The organism is Bacillus haikouensis (genome assembly GCF_013179555.1).
GTDB classification, from domain to species: Bacteria; Bacillota; Bacilli; order Bacillales; family Bacillaceae_B; genus Rossellomorea; species Rossellomorea haikouensis_A.
In genome coordinates this window covers 14179-32149 of record NZ_JABMCR010000013.1, presented here as the reverse complement: position 1 = coordinate 32149, position 17971 = coordinate 14179, and the positions used below count along the sequence as shown (strand labels likewise).

At 40.5% G+C, this 17971-nt stretch carries 17 protein-coding genes; 9 read left to right on the top strand and 8 right to left on the bottom strand.

The genetic code is table 11. The annotated features are described in order from the left end of the window. The coding region (thrS, locus tag HP456_RS02770) for a threonine--tRNA ligase (RefSeq protein WP_172248492.1) at positions 1-1043 on the top strand (1043 nt) is incomplete at its 5' end. A gap of 296 nt (positions 1044-1339) precedes the next feature. On the opposite strand, the gene HP456_RS02765 is transcribed toward thrS, so the two are convergent. Next, positions 1340-1564 carry a hypothetical protein gene (locus HP456_RS02765; protein WP_172248491.1) on the bottom strand — a complete coding sequence of 75 codons (225 nt, stop codon included), beginning with the start codon at positions 1562-1564 and terminating at the stop codon, positions 1340-1342. A 192-nt stretch (positions 1565-1756) separates the two neighbouring features. Here HP456_RS02765 and pssA point away from each other — a divergent pair, with 192 nt between their 5' ends. Next, positions 1757-2443, top strand: a complete 687-nt coding sequence (gene pssA, locus HP456_RS02760; protein WP_172248490.1) for a CDP-diacylglycerol--serine O-phosphatidyltransferase — start codon at positions 1757-1759, stop codon at positions 2441-2443. A gap of 599 nt (positions 2444-3042) precedes the next feature. Here the strand turns inward: pssA and HP456_RS02755 are convergent. Together HP456_RS02755 and HP456_RS02750 are read right to left on the bottom strand one after the other, a co-directional pair. Next, a complete protein-coding gene (locus HP456_RS02755; RefSeq protein WP_172248489.1) occupies positions 3043-4239 on the bottom strand; it encodes a chromate transporter in 1197 nt (398 codons plus the stop codon). A gap of 17 nt (positions 4240-4256) precedes the next feature. After that, a complete protein-coding gene (locus tag HP456_RS02750; protein WP_172248488.1) occupies positions 4257-4565 on the bottom strand; it encodes a PadR family transcriptional regulator in 309 nt (102 codons plus the stop codon). Positions 4566-4982: 417 nt separating this feature from the next. Between HP456_RS02750 and HP456_RS02745 the strand changes: the two genes are divergently transcribed. Further along, entirely contained in the window at positions 4983-6461 is a 1479-nt protein-coding gene (locus tag HP456_RS02745; RefSeq protein ID WP_172248487.1) for an esterase/lipase family protein, read from the top strand. Between the two features lie 319 nt (positions 6462-6780). Then, on the top strand, positions 6781-7830 hold the full coding sequence (locus HP456_RS02740) for a M14 family metallopeptidase (protein ID WP_172248486.1): 1050 nt from the start codon (positions 6781-6783) through the stop codon (positions 7828-7830). Between the two features lie 53 nt (positions 7831-7883). On the opposite strand, the gene HP456_RS02735 is transcribed toward HP456_RS02740, so the two are convergent. After that, positions 7884-8300 (bottom strand): universal stress protein, encoded by a 417-nt coding sequence (locus HP456_RS02735; RefSeq protein WP_172248485.1) that lies wholly within the window; start codon positions 8298-8300, stop codon positions 7884-7886. A gap of 260 nt (positions 8301-8560) precedes the next feature. Between HP456_RS02735 and HP456_RS02730 the strand changes: the two genes are divergently transcribed. Further along, positions 8561-10042 (top strand): SulP family inorganic anion transporter, encoded by a 1482-nt coding sequence (locus HP456_RS02730; protein ID WP_172248484.1) that lies wholly within the window; start codon positions 8561-8563, stop codon positions 10040-10042. 51 nt (positions 10043-10093) lie between these two features. Here the strand turns inward: HP456_RS02730 and HP456_RS02725 are convergent, their stop codons facing one another. Then, positions 10094-11722 (bottom strand): M4 family metallopeptidase, encoded by a 1629-nt coding sequence (locus tag HP456_RS02725; RefSeq protein WP_376766185.1) that lies wholly within the window; start codon positions 11720-11722, stop codon positions 10094-10096. Between the two features lie 242 nt (positions 11723-11964). Between HP456_RS02725 and HP456_RS02720 the strand changes: the two genes are divergently transcribed. Continuing rightward, positions 11965-12294 (top strand): HIT domain-containing protein, encoded by a 330-nt coding sequence (locus HP456_RS02720; protein WP_246288687.1) that lies wholly within the window; start codon positions 11965-11967, stop codon positions 12292-12294. A 51-nt stretch (positions 12295-12345) separates the two neighbouring features. Here HP456_RS02720 and HP456_RS02715 read toward each other — a convergent pair whose 3' ends face one another. Beyond that, the gene (locus HP456_RS02715; RefSeq protein ID WP_172248483.1) at positions 12346-13560 is read right to left on the bottom strand and encodes a S8 family peptidase; all 1215 of its coding nucleotides are present in this window, start codon (positions 13558-13560) and stop codon (positions 12346-12348) included. 434 nt (positions 13561-13994) lie between these two features. Here HP456_RS02715 and HP456_RS02710 point away from each other — a divergent pair, with 434 nt between their 5' ends. Next, positions 13995-14669, top strand: coding sequence for a Type 1 glutamine amidotransferase-like domain-containing protein (locus HP456_RS02710; protein WP_172248482.1), 675 nt, complete (start codon positions 13995-13997; stop codon positions 14667-14669). 105 nt (positions 14670-14774) lie between these two features. Further along, positions 14775-15119: a hypothetical protein gene (locus HP456_RS02705; protein WP_172248481.1), complete on the top strand. Its 345-nt coding sequence runs from the start codon at positions 14775-14777 to the stop codon at positions 15117-15119. A 162-nt stretch (positions 15120-15281) separates the two neighbouring features. On the opposite strand, the gene HP456_RS02700 is transcribed toward HP456_RS02705, so the two are convergent. Further along, complete coding sequence (locus tag HP456_RS02700; protein WP_172248480.1) at positions 15282-16115, bottom strand: STAS domain-containing protein; 834 nt, start codon at positions 16113-16115, stop codon at positions 15282-15284. A gap of 154 nt (positions 16116-16269) precedes the next feature. Here HP456_RS02700 and HP456_RS02695 point away from each other — a divergent pair, with 154 nt between their 5' ends. Continuing rightward, a complete protein-coding gene (locus tag HP456_RS02695; RefSeq protein WP_172248479.1) occupies positions 16270-16845 on the top strand; it encodes a GNAT family N-acetyltransferase in 576 nt (191 codons plus the stop codon). 441 nt (positions 16846-17286) lie between these two features. On the opposite strand, the gene HP456_RS02690 is transcribed toward HP456_RS02695, so the two are convergent. Then, the gene (locus tag HP456_RS02690) at positions 17287-17841 is read right to left on the bottom strand and encodes a GNAT family N-acetyltransferase (protein ID WP_172248496.1); all 555 of its coding nucleotides are present in this window, start codon (positions 17839-17841) and stop codon (positions 17287-17289) included. Positions 17842-17971: the final 130 nt, after the last annotated feature.

Here is a 17971-nt window from a genome sequence, read left to right as displayed (position 1 = left end):
GAAAAGCAGGATATCAGGAAATTAAGACTCCGATTATGATGAAACAGGAATTATGGGAGCAATCAGGCCACTGGCACCATTATCATGAAAATATGTATTTTTCAGATGTTGATGATCAATCTTATGCGATAAAGCCGATGAATTGCCCGGGCGCTGTGCTGATTTATAAAAGCCGGAAAAGAAGCTATCGTGAGCTGCCGATCCGGTATGGGGAACTGGGATTAGTCCATCGCCATGAGCTTTCAGGTTCTATTAGCGGGTTGCTCAGGGTCAGGTCTTTCACTCAGGATGATGCTCATATTTTTGTTCTTGAGGACCAGATCCAATCGGAGCTTAATAGCGTTCTAGATTTAATTGATGTCTTTTACTCCAAGTTTGGATTTAGTTATAAGATTGAACTTTCCACTCGTCCTGAGGAGTATATGGGCTCCATTGATATGTGGAATAAAGCTGAAGAGGATTTAAAAAGAGTATTGCAGAATCGAAATACAGATTATCAAATTAATGAAGGTGATGGCTCATTTTATGGACCAAAGATCGATTTCCATCTTGTAGATTCCATTGGGCGCAGCTGGCAATGTGGTACTGTACAACTTGATTTTCAGATGCCTGTAAAATTTGATTGTGAATTTATAGGGGAAGACAATAAAGTACACAGGCCAATCATGATTCACCGTGCGATATACGGTTCCATTGAGCGTTTCATGGCCATACTCATTGAACATTATGAAGGGAATTTTCCGATGTGGATTGCCCCTGTTCAAGTCAAGGTGCTTCCGATATCCGAGAAACAAAAGGAATACGCTCTCCAAGTAAAGAGGCAATTGGAAAACGAAGGAATAAGAGTGGAACTCGATGATCGAGATGAGAAAATCGGATATAAAATCAGGGAGGCTCAGATGACAAAAACACCTTATTTAATGGTGGTTGGGAGTAAAGAAAGTGAGGCGGGAACGGTGTCCTTGAGAAATCGCAAAGGGAAATCAGAGGTACTTAATCTGGTAAATGCCATTCAATTCATGGTTGAAGAGGTGCGGAAGTAGAATGATAATATGTTTTGAAAGGGTGGAGGCAGAACAGTATCGTAATACTGGTACCTGCCAAAGTGATCCCGCCGCGGAAGGAAAGGGATGTATCTTAAATTACAAAGATATGTAGAATATTAATGGATCACTCTGAACTCTTCCTTGCCGGGGACTGTAACCTGCCTGTATATATCTATAATTTGAAGAAATTGGTATAATGAAAAGTATGGGGGAACCAGCCTGGACTCTGAATAATCATGAGAAATCAACGTGTAGTATTGATAAAGAAAACCCGCTTACATAGGCGGGTTTCTTTATAAAATATTCGAGTTATTCTTCGGTTCATGCAGGGCCATCTGCTTGAGTTCAAGTTTCATTTTTTCTGTTTCGATAACAAAGTTCTCATGTTTTAATTGTTCCAGCTTCAATTGATCCTCAATCATTCTTTGTTTGATTTTTGATTGTTTTTGAATATGATCTGTAAAAATAGCAATGATAGGAATGGAAAAAATCATGATAACGGCAATGATTCCAGTCATTTTTTGCCTCCTTGTTTCATCGAAGTGAATTCATTATTATACTTAATAGTAAAATTATAACAAATACAGACGAGCTAGTATAGATGAATATATGACAATCAGTAATTTGTATAAATTTTCATCATATGCATTTATGATAGAAGAAAACATGGTATTCTATAATTATTAATAGACATAGACTGGAGAATACATATGCGATTTACTAAAAAAATTCCTAATATGCTTACATTGGGTAACTTATACTGCGGTTTCTTATCAATCGGCTTTGCTGCCAATGGTCAATTCAAGAATGCAGCTGTATTGATCATTATCGGCATGATGCTCGATAGCATGGACGGGAGGCTTGCGAGGATGCTGGATGCCGACAGTACATTAGGTAAAGAATTGGACTCCCTGGCTGATATCGTTACATTTGGTGTCGCTCCCTCATTCCTGGTGTACTATACTTCCTTTCACCAATTTGGGTTATTAGGCTTATTTGTGGCAGGGCTGCTTCCATTATTCGGCGCGTATCGCTTGGCCCGCTTTAACACTAGTCCTCCTAAGTCGTCGCTGCATTATTTTATAGGAGTCCCAATTACAGCTGCCGGCGGGATTCTCGCCATTTTGACTTTATTCGGAGACCGTATCCCCAACATCGTTACGTCGGTCATTTTTACTGCCATGTGTTTTTTGATGGTAAGCAGGATCCGCATTCCAAGTTTCAAGGAAATTCCGCTTCCGAAATATGGAACGATCGTCACACTTTTTATCGGTGCATTATTGTACGTCATTTACAAAGGGACATATGAGCAATTTCCTTATTTGATATATATAGCCGCCCCATTGTACTTTGCCTATGTGGCATATCGATTTATCAAAAGAGGGAAACATGAATAATTTAAAAAGCATTGGACATTCCGATGCTTTTTTTAATTTACAGAAGGAGAGAAAGCCTTTTCCTGCCATTTATGATAGAAGTATATGATGAATGAAATACCGAAAATGACCAGCAAATACTGCCAGGGCGCAATATTTTTGTATTCTGCGATGCCCAATACGTTTAATAATGGAAGTGCGACAAAACACATAAATAATCCATAAAAAAATTTATTAGGATAAACAGTGAGAAACGGTGATAGGTAAAACGGAAAATCCAAAACGTCCCCACTGCAAAAGCTCCATAGGCGATGCTTGTATCGATCATATAGCCCCAGGGAACAATATACTCATGGATTTCCCACCAGTCATAAGTATACGCGATCTGGAAGAAGATGGTCATCAACAAGCAGGTTAAGAATGTGACGGGCATATAACGCCTGATCGTTTCTGGTCTTGCAAAATACAAAGTGAACCAGGGAAGTAAAAAACCGATAAACAAAAGGATTCTTGCGGTAAAGCTCCCATACGTTTGATAATCCTAATTCTTTCGTAAGGAAACAAGAGTATGCATATAGATTACGAAAGCAATGTCCGGGAACAAGTTTCCCGGACATTCTTTATGCCAACATTTCCAACAGCAGACCGCCAGCAGCTCCAGTGACGACAACGAACCACGGCGGAAGCTTCCATATGACCAGCATGCTGAATAATATTGCAGCAAATGCAAAGTCGATCGGTGCTTTGATAGAACTGATCCAGATCGGGTGATAAAAGGCTGCAATCAAAATGCCGACAACACCTGCGTTCACACCCAATAGTGTTCCATTAATTTTGGGGTTGCTTCTCAAACTGTTCCAAAATGGAAGTGTTCCCAAGATGAGCAGGAAAGCTGGCAGGAAAATAGCAAAAGTCGCTAGCAATCCGCCTTGCCACCCATTTATTACAGCCCCCAAATAGGCTGCAAACGTAAAAAGCGGTCCGGGTACTGCTTGAGCTGCCCCATATCCTGCAAGGAACGCTTCTTCTGTTAACCAGCCGGTCGGCACGAATTCACGTTCCAATAGCGGTAGAACGACATGGCCGCCTCCGAACACCAATGAACCCGATCGGTAAAAGCTGTCAAGCACAGCAATCCAATTCAGTGATGTCATTTCCCTTAATACCGGAAGCAAGATAAGAAGTCCGAAAAACAATGATAAACATACCGCGGCAAACTTCTTTGAAACAGGAAATGACAGCGAAGTGTTAACCTCTGCTTGTTGGTCCTTAAATAGTACATATCCGATAAAAGCGGCAATCAGAATGACACCGATCTGAGCGAAGGCAGTCTGCCATAAGAGGGTGCCGACTAAAGCGAATAGTGCGATTGCTTTTCTTTTAACGTCAGGAGTCAATTTCCCTGCCATACCCAATATGGCATGAGCCACCACTGCAACAGCTACAATTTTAAGACCTCTTATCCAGCCTGCATCGGCAAAATTCAAATCGTTCACCAAAATCGCAAAAATGATTAGCGCAATCACTGATGGGAGAGTAAAGCCGATAAATGAGACGATGCCCCCCAACACCCCTGCACGCATGACACCAATACCAATACCGACTTGGCTGCTTGCCGGACCGGGAAGGAACTGACAGAGCGCAACGAGATCAGCGTAGCTCTTTTCATCCATCCATTTTCTTCTTCTGATATATTCCTCATGAAAATAACCTAAATGCGCGACAGGACCACCGAAGGACGTCAATCCTAGCCTAGAGGAAATCAGAAATATTTCAATGAGTGATTTAATCTTCCGAGGTATCGATTGTGTTTTCATATGTCACCTTCTTAAATTTAATTTTTTATTTCCTTGAAAAGCTCATATGCTTTAACACGTGCTTCGTCCAGTATGAAGTTCCCTTTCGAAGTGGTACTGTAATACTTTCTGATTTTACCTTCCACTTTCCGGTCCTCTCTAATCAGTAAGCCGTCTCTTTCCATGGAGTGAAAAATCGGATAAAGCGTACCAGAACTGATATTATACCCATGCTCCCTCAATTCTTCCAGCATCCACGAACCAAAGACAGGTTTCTCCTTCGCGTGATGGAGCACATGAATATGAATGAAGCCAAGAAAGAGTTTCCTGAGTACTTTGTCTTCCATAGATTCACCTCGTTCATAGTATTGGTTACCGATATCGAACTTCGATATCGGTATTTTACAATTGAAGTATAACAAGCATTTTCGTGAATTCAAGAAGAATGAGATCTATTTACAACTTCTTAACAATTGAGTTTGTGAATGGGGTTTACCCAAAAGGTGATAAGCAGGGGGATAGTTTTTGATACGGTTTGTTAGGTATATGTACTGAAGAATTCAAACGTTGCTTGGATTCTTTTTCCCGCTCAAAATGGACTCTCGCACATAAAGCAAATACCCCAGAAGAACCTCTTATGTGTAAGGATTTATAAAATACCCTCTTATAGTTCTAATTTATCAAGTTAGGAAAATCTGGGAATACGTGTGGAATTCAGCCAATATACTTTATAGGTTTTATTCTTACTAAAAAGGAGAGAGGCTATGTTTAAGAAGCTTTGGCTGATGGTTGTCGCTCTATTCTTATTTTTTCCAACTTGCGGGCTTGCCGGTGATTTCGGTAAAGACGATCCATCCGGGGTTCCTGGACAATGGTACGTGGGGGACACACCTTCCTTTGTAGCACCATCTAAACATCCCGTGTTATTTGTCCACGGTTTGAATTCGTCATCTAATACTTGGTGGGACGCCAGCAATATGTATGATACCGCCTATCAAAATGGCTATGAGACAGCGTTTATCGACCTCTACCCGACGAGAACCATGTGGGATAATGGTGCTCTGCTAGCAGAAAAAATTCGTGAAATGTACGATTATTTTGGAGAAAAGGTCGTCATAGTCGCTCACAGTAAAGGGGGGGTGGATACGCAATCTGCGCTGGTCCATAATGGTGCATCTCCATATGTTGCCCGCGTGATTACCCTGTCCTCTCCACACAACGGGTCAGAGTTGGCGGACCTTGCATATAGCAGTTGGGCCGGCTGGCTTGCAGGTATCCTCGGAAGCAGGAGTGATGCAACCTACTCTCTCCAGACAGGATATATGAGTTATTTTCGTGAACAAACTGACTCACACAGCAATGTTGGAAAAGTACCTTTCTATACATTTGCGGGTACAAAGTGGGGGAGCTTCGGCAGTTCGTTATATTGGGGGGGATTGTATTTAAGCTCTTATGGAAGCAATGATGGAGCGGTTACCGTAAACAGTTCCCGATTGCCTTATGCAACCCATTTGAACACAGGCAACTGGAATCACTCAACGATAAAAGAAGGATCTTCCACTTTCAATCTGTTTAAGGATTATCTGAATGAAAACTCTCCTGCAAATAACGGCTTAAATGCACACAGTGATGATTCAGTCAACCTTGCTGCTTCAGCATATGTCCGGGGCGGGGCATACAAAGGAAATAAACAGGAAACCTTTTTTATTGAGGAAGGGACTGAAGAAGTTACGATCGATTGGATCAGCAGTCTTAAAGATGCCAAACTGACCCTTGAGGATCCTGATGGGGGGCGTTCTCACATCCTTAACACAACAGCAGATGAAAATGGAATCTTCGAGGGAGCATATCATCACAGCGTGACCATCCGTGCTCCCATAGCAGGTGAATGGAAGATAAAGGCCAGTACGCATGCAAAGGAACATTATCTGCTGAATGTGACGTATGAAAGTGAAGTGAACAATCTAGTCAATATACAATTATACTCAGACCGTATGAAAGTGAATGGGAAAAACAGTAAAGTGAAAATCAGTACCGATGTAACAATCGACTATTATAAGAATGGAAAGCTAAAAGCAGAGAGCTTAAAGGTTAAAGATTCAACATTTGAGCTGCCGAAGCTAGGTGAAGGTGTATATAACCTTACGTTAGATATCAATGGGAAAAACGGAAATGAAATATTTAAGAGGACGCTGGTAAAATCAATATATGTGGATGATGCAGGAAGTTTGTATTTCCCTTGACAACTTGTCGACCTATATCCGGTGAAGCTCATGTAAAATGGGCTTCTTTTTTTGTAAGGGGAATAAATAGGTGTAGAAAAGGTAAATATTTATTGATTCTAATAAAGCAGTTCATCTACTTTTAGTTAATTTAAACTGCATATATAGTCTCCGGTATAAAGAATCATTTATCGGCACTTTTCGACAATAACATTAGTCAATTATCACCCATGACTCTTCATTAATCAGTTCTTTTGTTTTATTTTTCCGTAAAGAAAAGGGTTTCTTGTCGGAAAAATCAAATACGTTTAGAGTACCGAAACAAAAAGGAGGACTACATATGAAGAACAAATGGGTCAAAGGAACAGTATCTGGGGTATTGATGGCATCAGGAATAGCGTTGACAGTTCCACACACACCGGTCTCAGCTGACGGACCCGATTACAATGGGAATGAAACTATCAAGAATGAACGACTTCACAGTTATGAGGAAATGGTAAAACTGCTGGAACGCCTTGATGCCAAGTCAGAAGCACTTTCACTTGAAATATACGGTCAGTCCGTAAAAGAACGCGACTTATATCTTGCAAAATTCGGAACAGACGAAAACAATCCGACGATATTATATTTAACCCAGCAGCATGGAAACGAGACGCTCACAACCGAAGGCGCACTAAAATTCATTCAACATCTTACCTCTAATTCAAAAGAAATAAAAGAAATGTTAGACAATGTCAACATATTAGTCGCTCCACGTTTAAATGTCGATGGGGCAGAGGGGGACGTCAACTTTTCATTAGATGAATATGTATCAGGAACGCACACACGCTATAATGCAAATGAGGTTGACCTGAATCGCGACCATGTTGACCGGGAGCAGCCGGAGACTCAGGCACTCCATGAAAATGTCCTGCAGAAGTATTCTCCTGATTATATGATCGATCTTCATCACCAGGGAGCAGAGACAACTCTTGGGGATACTGATGAGCTAGTATCAGGTTCGATTCTATATCCAACGAACGAAGAAGTAGACCCCAAAGTTGTAGAGAAGTCCAAACAGCTTGGCGCAATCTTATACAATACTGTGGAAAACAGAGGTTTCGGCACAATTTCAAAATATATCGGTGGTTCTGCTCAAACCATTTCCCGTAACGGCTTGGCTGCGGAATATGGAATCGCTACATTGCTTTTTGAAATGAGAGGGATGGCGGATCACTACCGCGAGGACTATGTTCTTGGTCAAAAGAGCAACGGATACCTGATCAAGCAAGCTGTTATCGGAATGGAGGCGACCGCAAAAGCGATTGCCGACGGCTCGATTGAAGAAGCCGATATCTCTTTCTGGGATACTTTGCCTGACAGTTCCTATAATAGGAGTGAGAGTGAATAATAATCTCTTTATAAAAAGTGTGCGTCTGACGCGCACTTTTTAATCTTTTCGTATTATTTTACAATCATAACCGGACATTTCACCCGCTTCGCGACTTTATGGCTCACACTCCCAAGCACCATTTCCTGAAAGGTGTTTAGGCCGCGGCTTCCAATGACCAGTGCGTCATATGTGTGCTTATTTGCGTATTCAATAATTTCGGGTCCGGGTTCACCATGCAAAAAAATCGTATTGAAACGAATTTCAGCATGTCTCGCTTTTTGTTCAATCAATTGAAGTTTGTGTTTTCTTTTGTCTGCTGCATTCCTCCCCCAATGTTCCAGGACGTCATCCTTAGATTGTTTCCCGTCAATCACATAAACAATATCAATTTCCGCCCCTTTTTGAAAGGATGCAAGAGCAATTGCCTTTTCCGCAGCTCTGATTGAATGATCAGATCCATCAGTGGCAAGTAAAATTCTTTTAAACATGGAATCCCCTCCAATGATTTGAATTTTCTGAATGTACTTTATTTTACCCCTTTTTCACGTAAATTAATGTATTTTTTTTCAAACTTTAAGTTTGGTAGAAAAATGAAGGAAAACGATTGAAGAGAGAGATTATTCATCATGATCCCGCTTTCATTAATGGTTCACAAAAAGGTAGATTCATTATATAATGTGCCTTGTGTAAAACGGCCCCGACTTTCATGAGAGTTGAAAGTCAAGACAAAATACAAAAGAGGTGCATTATGAATTTAACTTCAAAAATTAAATATGAGTGGTTTGGAAATATTCGCGGCGATATACTCGCAGGGATGGTCGTGGCGATGGCGTTAATTCCAGAAGCGATTGCGTTTTCGATTATCGCTGGAGTTGATCCGATGGTCGGATTGTATGCTTCATTCTGTATTGCGGTTGTCATTGCATTTGTTGGTGGACGTCCAGGCATGATTTCCGCCGCGACGGGAGCAACAGCACTTTTAATGACAACTTTAGTAGCTGAGCACGGATTAAAATATTTACTTGCTGCCACAATCCTGACAGGTGTGATTCAAATAGTTATGGGTATCCTTAAATTAGGCCGCTTAATGAAATTTGTCCCGCGGTCTGTTATGATTGGCTTCGTTAACGCATTGGCAATTCTGATATTTACTGCACAATTACCACATTTTGCAGGAGAAGAATGGATAATGTATGCGATGGTAGCTGCTGCTTTAGCAATTATTTATATCTTACCTCGTTTTACTAAAGCTGTTCCTTCACCTTTAGTTGCGATCATTGCAGTGACGATATTTGCTGTAATGACCGGGACAGGTGTTCGAACAGTGGGTGATATGGGTGAATTGACACAGGCATTACCTATTTTCTTAATTCCGGATATCCCGTTTAACTTTGAAACATTGCAGATCATATTCCCATATTCTTTATCGATAGCGATTGTCGGATTGGTAGAGTCTTTATTAACTGCTTCAATTGTGGATGATATGACAGACACAACAAGTGATAAGAATAAAGAAGCGAAAGGTCAGGGTATTGCCAATATCGTATCAGGATTCTTCGGCGGTATGGCAGGCTGCGCGATGATCGGACAGTCCGTTATCAATGTCAAATCCGGCGGCCGCGGCAGACTATCTGCCTTTGTGGCAGGTACATTTCTGATGATCCTGATTCTGCTCTTGAATGACTTCTTGGTTCAAATTCCGATGGCAGCGCTCGTAGGAGTCATGATCATGGTATCAATTGGGACATTTGACTGGGGATCCGTATTGAATCTTCACAAAACCCCGATTACAGACAGCATTGTTATGCTTGCTACCGTTATTACGGTGCTTTTCACTCACGACTTATCGAAAGGTGTCCTGGTTGGTATCATTTTAAGTGCAGTATTCTTTGCTTCTAAAATTTCAAAAGTGAAAATTACATCGATGGGATCGGAGAAGGCGAATAAGAAAGTATACCGCGTATCCGGACAACTGTTCTTTGCTTCAGTTACAGAGTTTGTAGAAAACTTTGACTTTACCGAAGATGTAAAAGAAGTAACGCTGGATCTTACAAATGCTCATTTATGGGATGATTCAGCTGTAGGTGCTATTGATAAAATCGTACTCAAATACCATCAGAATGGTGTTAAGGTTAACTTGGCGGGACTAAATGCAGAAAGCAATAGATTAATGGACAGACTGGCTATTCATAATAAGAAAGGCGGCCTGGATAAGGCTGTAAATCATTGATAAATTGAAAAAACCCGGCAGAGATGTGATTCTCTGCCGGGTTTTTTGTGTTTAATAGATTCCAACTGCATCGAATGAGAGATTTACTGCATTCACCTCTGCTGAACCGCTGCCATAAAGGTCGGCTGCCGCCTGGACAGCAGCTGCTCTCGCCTGGCTGAAGGTAGAAGAAGAAGTGAGATACACAGTGTTCATGCGATAGTAGATGTCACCCAGCTTCTCACGACCAATTCCAGGTACGGTCACGCCATAAAACGAACCTCCTTCACTTAGAAGATAAGCTTGTTTGTTAATGATTCCTGAATTAATGTGAACTCCTCCGTTATCTTCTGTTCCTGTATAACGGACAGAGTAGTGGTCAGGGTCGCCGTATTTACTTGGATCGCTCATGGACCTTAGGGCATCGCCGCTTGTACCAGGAGTGTAAATGTCTTCACCGATTTCAAAATCAGGGTTCGATCCTTTTTTATATTCTACCAGTGTTCCGAAAATATCTGAAATTGCCTCATTCAAGGCACCTGATTCGTTCTGATAGACCAGGTCTGAGGAGAAGTTAGTAACGGCATGTGTCAGTTCATGTGCAACAACATCTATTCCGCCGGAAAGTGGTGCGAATGTTGTCCCGTCACCATCTCCGTAAACCATTTGTGAACCGTTCCAGAATGCATTGTTGTAACCGCTGCTGTAATGGACGGAAGATACAAGTTCAGCCCCATTATTGTCATAGGAATTTCGGTTGAAGTTCTCTTTGTAAAAATCATATGTTTCACCGGCGTAGTGATGCGCATCGACAGCAGCTGCATCGTAGGAAGCGTTCAGTACATTATCGCCATCTTTCCAGAGCGTGCCAGGCAGAAAAAATTGAGGGAAGAATGTTCTGTTATTCATATTGTATGTGTAGATTCCTCCTCCTCGCGTATTATCCTGCAGATAATAAGCTCCATTGGATAAAGTCGTGTTCAATGACTTAGTGTCACCAAGTACACCTTTACCACTACCTACTTGATCAGTTCCGCTGACATCGTGCATATCATTGTATTTATTAATGATTTCTCCGGTTTTGGTATCAATGAAGTAATTCCAGTTGCCCGGTTCCGGCTGCAGGAAATTCAAGTTTATGAAATAAGCGTATCTGGCAGAATCACCGTCTGTATAAATTACAAGTTCAGGCTTTGCATCTTTTTCCAGTTTAGGATCGATACCTAAATCTTCCTTGGCAATTCTAAGTGCTTTATTCGCTTTCACCTTTTTACTTGCCTTCAAGCTTTCTTTATCCAAGTCGGCAACCACGGCACCTGAGAATGCCTGGATGATACCATCTTCATTTACTACAGCTGATTGAGTGGACCCCCAGACAGGGACACCTTTATATACTTGTTGAAAGCGGACGACAGTAAGCCCAAGTTTATCCTTTTCCACTGATAACACTTTGAATTGTTCTTTTGCTTCCTTGTTCGTCAATTTGAATGTTTGTCTGTTTTTTTCCAAATAAGAAAGAACAATGGATTCAGCTTTTCCTTTAGCTGGAGCAGAAAGGATTCCTGTTACAAATTCCGGTGTTCCTGCTTTTTGGTTCCACTGAATCTTTGCTTGTGGTTGTGCTGCTGCACTTCCGGTTGCAAGCATTCCAGCCAACAATCCTACCGATAAACCAATACCTGCCAACTTTTTCTTCTTCAAATGATCTCCTCCTGTTTTTATATTTCTAAAAATTCTGTCAATAAAATCGTATCATTCTATTGATTCTCTGGGTATTGAGAAAATAAGGGACTATATGAGTATATAAAATAGGGTATTTTCGAGGAGAATCAGGAAAATTTTCATGAAAAGAGGAAAAATGGGCAAAAGAAAATTTTCTGATACTAATGGATAAATATGTTAAAGTATAAGAGAGTAGTAACTCAAAACAGGGAGTGGTCGGATTGACGAATGATTTTTACTGTGATGAAGTAATGAGCGGAAAGACTGAAGTGAAGAAAGTTTATGAAACAGATAATACACTGGCGTATTATCATACAAAACCTTATTACAGAGTACATATTGTGGCAATTCCTAAGAAACACATCCCATCTTTGACTAAAATGGAGGAAGGAGATCACGCTGTCTTCAGTGAATTGATTGATACTGTAAGAAAAGTGGCAGGCGAGGTCGAAAAGGAATACGGTGCATGCCGAGTGATCACGAATGTAGGACAATATCAGGATTCCAAGCATCTTCATTTTCACATTGCTTCAGGTGAAGTGATAAAATAAGAAGAGCCCTCACAGTCTGAAGCAGGCTGGATGGCTCTTCTTATTTTCAGATTAGTATCTTACCGCATCATATGAATTGATTCTGCCATGCTGAGTGTAAGTACCTGTTCCACTCACGTAATCGGCAGTCTGTTCGATTGCCTGGCGGATTTGGCTATTGCTGCGGCCCTGGCTGGCAAGGAGTCCCGCAAGTCCTGCAACATGTGGAGAAGCCATTGATGTCCCGGACATGTAAGCGTACCCGTTATTCGGTACCGTTGCAGCGATGTCTACACCAGGTGCAGACACATCCACCCATGAACCATAGTTTGAGAATGAAGCTCTGCGATCAGCACTGTCCACGGCACCAACTGCAATTACATTTGCATAGGAAGCCGGTTCAAATGTAGTTGAGACTCCGTCGTTTCCAGCAGCAGCGATGACTACACTTCCTTTGTTCCATGCATAGTTAACCGCATTTTCCAATGTACTTGTTGAGCAATCACAACCTAAGGAAAGGTTGATGACTTCCGCACCCTGGTCGGCAGCATAACGGATTCCATCAGCAATGTCTGCCAATGAGCCGTTTCCACTTGCATCCAGAACTCGTACAGCAAGGATTCTTGTGTTTGGTGCCATCCCTGCAATACCTGTGCTGTTATTGGTTTCAGCGGCTGCAGTACCTGCTACATGCGTACCGTGGCCATTCAGATCCATCGGGTAATAATCATTGTCTACGAAGTCATAGCCACGGATGGTTTTTCCGTCAAGATCAGGGTGGTTATAATCGACACCAGTATCAAGAACTGCGATTTCCTGACCGCTGCTGCCGCGGGTATAATCCCATGCATTATTGGTGTAAGTATTTTGAGGACCGTATTGATAGCCTTGATAATAGTAGTCATTCGGTGTCCAGGTAGAAGCCAGCTTGTAGTTGGGTTCAGCATATTCTACATTCGGATTTTTATTTAATGCTTTGACAGCAGCGTCCACATTACCGACCTTCAGTACCTTGTAAGGGGACTTTACTGCATCTGTGTCCTTAACCTCAGTGGCGTTCATACTTTTAAGTGCGTTGCCTTTTAAAGATTTTGATGCTGAATCTTTAAACTTTACAATCACTTCACCTTTAACATAATCATTTTTCTCAAGACTTTTGCTTACGGTTGTATTTTTTGCAGCTTTATCAAGAGGGTTTGTATCTTTTGCGAATGCGCTTCCCCCAAAGGTGGGGAAGATGGCGAGTGAAGCAGCTAATGACAATGCGGCGATTTTTTTGAGTTTCATAATCGTATTCCTCCATTTTCTGTTTTTTTAGAGTCATCCAAAATCAGTAACGACAAATTTCTGCAATTGATTTGATTACCTTTCCGTCTGCCCCCTTTCAAACTATCGATTGGAGATGCTGATCGAGATGTTCCTTGTATGTAGTGCATCCCGCTAAATAGGATTCTAGCAAACTATCTGAAAATACAGAATCCCCCAGTTGGAAGAGAATTGGATTTATTAGGAAATTAAGAATGCAAAACTTAAAATATGACTATTATCTATGAAAAATTTCCTCAAACTTCATGTTTTGTTGTGTTATGTATAGGTAATCAGTCACGTCTTTTCCCAACCTCGATTTTCAATTTTTTAGTTAACAAAGAATATTTAAAGAAGTTGTGGAGAATTCTTACAATTAAATGGTAGAATGACAGTGTTGGAGAGGGGGTATGCAATTGGGAAATATCGTGATATCCGGCGGGGGAGATGAAAACCAGACAAGTGAGATTGACCGGGATTTTGCTTCTATACTAAATCGGGACCTTCCGCTTTTATATATTCCTTTGGCCATGGAGTCGTCAACAGCATCTTACGAAAGTTGTTATGAATGGATAACGGGTGTCTTTCGCCCTCTTGGAATTGTTAATATAGAGATGTGGACAGAATTAGAAAATAAGAGCCTGGAAGATTTACAGAATTTTTCTGGAGTTTATCTGGGGGGCGGAAATACATTTCGACTTTTGAATATATTGAATGATAACCACTTTACTAACGTGATAAAGGCATTTGTAAAGAGCGGGGGATCCATTTATGGAGGCAGTGCGGGAGGAATCGTTTTAGGCAGTCATATAATGACTGCTGAAAACAGTGACGAAAATAAGGAGTGCACAGGGGATTATGCGGGTCTTCAGCTTCTGGGAAAGTACGCCGTTCAATGTCACTATGAGAAGAAGGATCATCCATTCATCCTTTCATTTATCAAGGAATATCAACTGCCTGTCATCGCTCTTTCAGAAGAGACTGGATTATTTATTAAGGAACACCGGATACAGGTGATCGGAAATAAAGATGCAGTAGTCTACAATGAAGGGGGAATCCGCACATTTGGAATCGGGGATGGAATCGAATGAAAAAAGGAAAGTAGATATTCAGCATCGAGACAACTATTCTCCTGAAAGCAACAGAAAAAGCAATAAGGAAATTTACAAGGCAGCAAAGAAAAAAAGGTGATATAGATGAATTTAAAACTACTGGTTGTTCCTGCAATCGGGATTTTGATTATGCTTGGAATGTTTTTGAGAAATGATGCCCGTACATTACATATTGAACAATCGGATCTGCCTGTCAGCAGGACACTTGCTGTAGATATTTCCAAGCGCTATCTCGCAGGCTGGTGGAAAACTGAAGAAAAGCTTGATTCTACACCATTTAAAATGAATGATGTACATGTACTGAGTGATGAAATCGTTGTGGAGCTTTACGATGAAAGAGATCAATCTTCTTGCAAGGGATTTGAAGTTGTTATCAACAAGAGTAATGGAAGTGTTAAAAATAAAAAAGAAATTCTTTATTGCCGTTAAAAAAACAATAAAATTGTGAGAAGCGTTCAAGGTGATAACTTAATCAATTATTACTTCATCTATCCTCTCAACTGAGGCTGATTACAATCATATTTAATGCTGCCAATCAAAATGCCCGTTCTTCACTGCTTTAATAGAGTTGAGAGAACGGGCGTTTTGATTTTATTTCGTTAAATTTAACTGGAGATTTTGAATAGCTTTATTTAAGGATTGATAGATTTTTATGTTTGTCAAATTGATGCCGACTTCTATAAATTTTAAGCTCATTTCAGCACGCATGCCTGACAGCGCAGGTTCAATTCCGAGAAGCTTGAGGCTGTCGATGAGCTTCATGATTCCCTCCTGAAAGAGAGGATTTACTTCATAAACTCCCGAGAGATCAATGATCAATTGATGAATGGACAAGTTTTTGCATTCATCAAGGACATGCGTGATCATCATGTCTGCACGAACTCCATCTACCTGGCCGATTAGCGGAAGAATGGCAAGGTTTTCAAAAATAGGTACAACGGGTGTTGAAAGAGAAAGATACTTCTCTTCAGATTTTGTCAATTGCTGTTTTGAATAATCGCTGTATGCTTCACTAAAGGCAGAAATCATCGTATTGAAGACCTCATCAATTTCTATATTTACTTTTACAAGCATTTCATTATTGAGAGATTCATCATTCCAATGAATGATACTGTTCAGTATTGCTTTTTTATAAAGAGTAACTTTGCTGATTGTAGTTGGAAGAGGTGTGCCATGTTCTGTAGAAAGCTTGCCCACTTCTTTTCCCCAGGAGTATACTGCTGGAGCATTATCGTGATTTCTTAATAGGCTTTGACCTGTAAGTTCTATTAAGTGGTCAAGATAAGGCAGTAGACCTTCAAGGAGTTCTTCCGGATAAGTTTCAGGATGATGAATATGAAGTTCTTTAAAGATCTCAAGAGAAAGGTTCCTTTTATTCTCTATTATTTGATCACCTATTGAATGGTTTATATTGATAGAAGACATGCGAACCTCCGGAAGTAAGTTTTTTCTTATAGTATAATGTATAGGAAATTACAAGTATAGAAAAAATTTACAAGAAAGCTGCTACTATATTATAATAGCAATAATTTACATACAGATTATTCTAAATATGCAAAATCAAAGAGGGGTCATTATCATGAATCCGGTAATGCTTGAAGTTCCAAACAAAATTGAAACAGAACGTTTACTCTTAAGGATGCCTTTGCCCGGCGATGGAAGAGTGGTCAATGAAGCAATAACAGCATCTCATTCAGAGTTGAAACCCTGGCTGGGGTTTGCACAAAATCTTCCATCGGTGGAAGATACTGAAACAAACACAAGGGAAGCACATGCAAATTTCATTACCCGCAAAGCTTTAAGGTATCTCGTGTTTTGCAAGAAGACTAATCAATTTATCGGGTCTACAGGATTTCATAATATCGACTGGGATATCCCGAAATTCGAAATCGGATATTGGATCGATACCAGAATGAGCGGAAAAGGCTATATGAAAGAAGCTGTTTGGAGACTGACTGAGTTTGCACTGAATGACTTAAAAGGAAAAAGAGTGGAAATCCGGTGTGAAAGTGAAAATTTGAGAAGCAGAAGAATACCTGAGCAGCTTGGATATGAATTAGAGGGCATGTTGAAAAATGATGAGTTGTCAGTGGATGGAAAACGAGTTACGGATACTTGTATCTATGGAATGGTGAAGGAAGAAAACAAACGTTAGTAAGACTTCTTTAAGTTGGAGCGAATTCCATCCCTAATTCAACAAAATTTAAGGGGGCAGGGACAAAACGAATAAACCACGACATAAAGACGAACAATTTCAGTGTATGTTCTTAATACCGCTAATGATTTCCTTGCAAGACGAAGACTCCAATCAACCGCTGGAAAGAGCTAAAATCTAAATGTACATTAAACAAAATAAAAACCCGAAATAATTTGCCTGTAAGAAGGCAAATTAGTTCGGGTTTTACTTTGACTAAAACACTTTTGTCCCACCCTCTCTTTTCGTCCCATAATCAAGTAAAGTGATGCACTAGGGTAAAATTCAACTCAAGTAACACTGAAAGTGGTCGCTAGCAGTTAGATAGTTGGTTGATGATTCATGCTATCATTGTATTTGCTTTTACGGAGATGGATCAATCATTTCGAATAGAGTGCATTGTTATTGATTTTGCCTGTCTTTCCATTCATCCTTTAAAAGGCTGTAGGTTACAATGTCTTCGTAATGATCATTTATCCATTGGCCTTCACGAATCACCCCTTCTTTTGTGAACCCGAGCCGTTCCGGGATCCTGATACTTTTATAATTATTAACCGCGCATTGTATAACTGCACGATTGAGCTTCTGAACAGTAAATAGATATTCCAGCAGAGCGGATATGACAGTAGATATGATTCCTTTACCCTGTGAATACTCGGCTAAAAAATATCCGATGCTTGTAGATCTTGTGTGCCAATCAATATAGTGCAGACCTACCATTCCAACCAGTTCCCCATGAAAACGTATACCTGCATCAAATCCATTATTGTCCGCATAATTTCGTATCCATAACGGAATGATCGTCTCAAAGTCTGAAGGAGAGCGCCTTTTATCTACCCAAAGCAGCCATTCACGCAAGTGTACCCGATTCGAATCAATCAACTCAAATAATTCCTCTTTGTGATGCTGCTGCAAAAGCTCAATTGAGATATCCTTGTTAATGCTAAAAGAAAACATCATGCACACCCCTTTGCGAATTTAGCAAATTATACCATGTACGTTAAACTTGAAGCTAACAGATTTTTTGAAATTAATTTATAATAGACATAGCAAGAAGCAGGAGGTGGTATCATGGTAACGAGATTAC